Consider the following 3,279-nt stretch of genomic DNA (forward strand, 5'->3'; position numbering starts at 1 on the left):
CCCGAAAGGGGTCAGCCTATCCAGTGGCCGACTTTTACGCCGCCCGCGCCGGCACAAACGCCGGCGCTCCACTGGATGGTTTTCTCACCGCCGTGCACACATCGAGCATGTCGCCAACAACGCGCTGAATCGCGGCCTTATCCGTCATCATCGGCAGCAGAAACCGAGACCTAGGATCGCAAAGAAGTTCCTCGGGAAAGAGCTGGGCCGGTAGATCAACGATGACCGGACCGAGTTCGGTATGCCGACCGGCAAGATCCTTGATTTCGCTCCCGATCGAGGATGCATCGGCAAGGACAAGCCGAGCCGTCTCAAAGGGGGCCTCTTCGTCCGCCCGCAACGCCGGTGGCTCCCCGGAGGCCAACACCTGGATCAGCAGAGGCTCCAATCCCATCTCGAAGAATCCGCAGGCGAGCAACAGACTGGCCGTTGTCCGTCCGATGCCCTGCCCGGAACCTGCACAAACAAAGACTTCCATACCTTGCCTTCCAATTCAGGGGCCTTGGCGATTCGCCGCACCCTATCGAAGCGCAGTAGGTCCGTCCATAATGTTTGTCCAAAAATGGCCATATAGGGCCTATTCAGGACACATGAGTCCTATATCGGACAAGTGTTGACAAGCTGGATTCCGGGACCCGCGCGTGCGATGCCATGGGCATGGTCCCTGGCGCTAACGTATTGAAAGCGGCAAGAATTGCGCTCGGATTGAGCCCAGACGAACTGGCCAAGCAAGCAGGCATCAGCCGACGGACTCTCGGGCGGGTCGAAACCCATCCTCGCTCCGACCGCTATCTGAAGGGCGCCGCAATGGTTCAGCAGGCGCTAGAAGATCGGGGCGTGGAGTTCCTGAGAGCTCTAGCCACCAAAGGGGAAGGCTTTCGGTTACCATTGGTCATTACTGGCGCAGCCTCTGACTCCGCCCCGAAGTGACCCGCACCTGGACGTTGGCGGCAGGAGCCCATCATTCACATGACCGTAATCCGCGCGCCGCGAACGTCTGCATTAATATCCATCCACGTTCAGCCGCCACTGCTTTCAGTGCAGACGGGATTGGGGCCTCGTCGACTTCCAAGCTGAACGCCTTTTTCCGTATTTCAAGTTCCTGACGATCGTCGCCTTCCTGTTGCTCGCGATCCTGCCCCGCACCCAGTTGGTAAGCTTGCTGGACCGAACCGCTGGCTGGCGATCGCGGGTTGGCTTCGGGTTGGAAATCGCCGCAGCACTGGCCATCGTCACCCTTGGAGCCTGGCCGCTGCTGCGGTAAACCGCTCGGGCGAGCTCCTTGCAGAGCGGCGCGCTAAGGGTTCGGATTTCACCCCCGCAACCGCTGCGGCAATGCCCGCCAGGGAAGAGTCTATGCGCAGCCCCGATGGCGTCACGTCCTTCGAACCGCGATTACGCCAGAACCAGCCAAGCCAGTCGGCCTCGCAAGCAGGATGATTCGAGGTCAATGGCGGCAACCGAAATCTAAATTGAGCGGCTAGGGCTGCCGCTCAAGCCATGCCGTCACAATTTCCGGTTCAACACCTGCCACTTCAATTAGCCTATCGGGATCAAGGATCCGAAGCCGACGATAATGGAACTCGACGATGCGTTCCTTCCGCAGCCCGCTGAGGACCCGATTGACGTGAACCGACGTCAGCCCCGTCGCGTCGCCGATCTGCTCCTGCGTGAGCGGGAGCGGCATTTCCTCAATGCGATTGCCCGGCCATTGAGCGCGGTAGCGGGCAAATAGCTCCAATATGAGGTGGGCGACCCGCTCTCGCGCGGACCGGCGCCCGATGCTCGTCAGGTGATCAAACGCCAGGCTGCAATCGCGGGCCAGCGAGCGCGCCAGACGCATGGTCAGCTCCGGCTCATCGCGGGACAGTGTCGCAAGCATCGAGGTCGGGATCACGGACGCCACCACGTCGGTCAGCGCCAGCGCCCCGAACGTTGCCCGCGACCGATTTGATGGCAAGACGCCCAGTATGGCGCCGGGCAATGCGAACTGGACGATCTGGCGCCTGCCATCCTCAAGCTGGGTATAGAGAGCCACCCAGCCATCGATCAGGTTGAAGATGGCGTTGCCCGTCGACCCAACGCTGAAGAGGTCGCGGCCCGCTTCGATTTTTCGATCGCCCGATCGGTAGCGCGGCAACAACCGATACCCCTCGGTTGACGAAGGTGCATCGGCAGCGGGCCGCGGTGCACCGTCAGCGCCCGTCAGGCTACGGCGCGGACGTCTGCTCAAGTCGTGAACCGACGCACTCGCCCCGTCGGCCAGTTCACGCAATGCCAATTCACGAAAGGTCGGCCCATTCCGCTCGCACTTGATATTTTCCCAATCGTTGCGAGGGAGCGACCGGGCCATCTCCTCAGAAATAGACGCTCGATCCAAATTCATATTGCACCTCCCGGGCGCACCTGGCCCGTTGCGGCGGCTGCCTTGGCAGCCCATCAGCATTCTGGATGAAATCCCGAGCTCGCCGGCTCAGCGCGTCCGACACCCTCGGTCGGCACGACACGGCTCACGATCGTGTGCTGGCCGACCTATGTCGGCAGGGGACGCATCGAAGGCGAGCGCAGCGGCCTAATAGAGATAGGCTTTGGGGACGGGCGGATCGCGACCGACAATAACCGAGTGTACGTGATCTTCGCGAGAAACCACGATTACCGCAGACGTGAGCGACGCTCGAATGATGTCACAGCGATATGGATGCTGAGATACCTGACATTGCGCGCAGACTGTCCGGCAGCAAGCGTGCCGGGGCAGACAACCGTCTTCGCCCGCGGACGTCACGATGACGGTCGAATGTATCGCCGGACTGGCCTGCTCTCGTGCCGCACGGTTCTCGTGCGCCCACGATGCTTCCCCCAGCCACAGTAGGGAAACCATGCAGACGACAACCAATGCAATGAACCTGAACATCCGCACCATAGCCGTCGAAAGTTCGTTTGCGCTGAACGTCAGCCGCGGATCCGGGGGTCGAGTGATCCAGATACGCGATGCGTGCAAGCCCGCGTATCCATTCCACTACGACAGGATGCCGTTTGCTTTGATCGAGGTCAAAAGCGCTGCTTACACGTGGCCACGTCGAAATCGCTGCCCGGATGCGCGATTGATCGAAATTAAGGTGTCGCGCAGAAAGCTGTGCTGATCTCTTGCGGTGTAGAAGATTTCTCGCGCGGGCCAAGATGGCTGCAGATTCCGACGCGACCGGCCGGGTAATCCAATAATTAACCGGCCACTGTTCCGAGAATTAACCGGTCGGGATTCCGAGAATTATCCGGCCAGGG

Annotated in this window: 4 protein-coding genes; 2 read left to right on the top strand and 2 right to left on the bottom strand. The window is 60.8% G+C overall.

Going from position 1 to position 3,279, the window contains the following annotated elements; genetic code table 11:
• Positions 1 to 34: 34 nt before the first annotated feature.
• Complete coding sequence (locus ACFPOB_RS30100; RefSeq protein WP_054211494.1) at positions 35 to 478, bottom strand: hypothetical protein; 444 nt, start codon at positions 476 to 478, stop codon at positions 35 to 37.
• A 179-nt stretch (positions 479 to 657) separates the two neighbouring features.
• Here ACFPOB_RS30100 and ACFPOB_RS30105 point away from each other — a divergent pair, with 179 nt between their 5' ends.
• The gene (locus tag ACFPOB_RS30105) at positions 658 to 930 is read left to right on the top strand and encodes a helix-turn-helix transcriptional regulator (RefSeq protein WP_377801839.1); all 273 of its coding nucleotides are present in this window, start codon (positions 658 to 660) and stop codon (positions 928 to 930) included.
• Positions 931 to 1,480: 550 nt separating this feature from the next.
• On the opposite strand, the gene ACFPOB_RS30110 is transcribed toward ACFPOB_RS30105, so the two are convergent.
• Positions 1,481 to 2,386: a Crp/Fnr family transcriptional regulator gene (locus ACFPOB_RS30110; RefSeq protein WP_377801838.1), complete on the bottom strand. Its 906-nt coding sequence runs from the start codon at positions 2,384 to 2,386 to the stop codon at positions 1,481 to 1,483.
• Between the two features lie 490 nt (positions 2,387 to 2,876).
• Here ACFPOB_RS30110 and ACFPOB_RS30115 point away from each other — a divergent pair, with 490 nt between their 5' ends.
• The gene (locus ACFPOB_RS30115; protein ID WP_156330450.1) at positions 2,877 to 3,140 is read left to right on the top strand and encodes a hypothetical protein; all 264 of its coding nucleotides are present in this window, start codon (positions 2,877 to 2,879) and stop codon (positions 3,138 to 3,140) included.
• Positions 3,141 to 3,279 lie beyond the last annotated feature (139 nt).

Source organism: Allobosea eneae, from assembly GCF_042657265.1.
Taxonomy (GTDB): domain Bacteria; phylum Pseudomonadota; class Alphaproteobacteria; order Rhizobiales; family Beijerinckiaceae; genus Allobosea; species Allobosea eneae.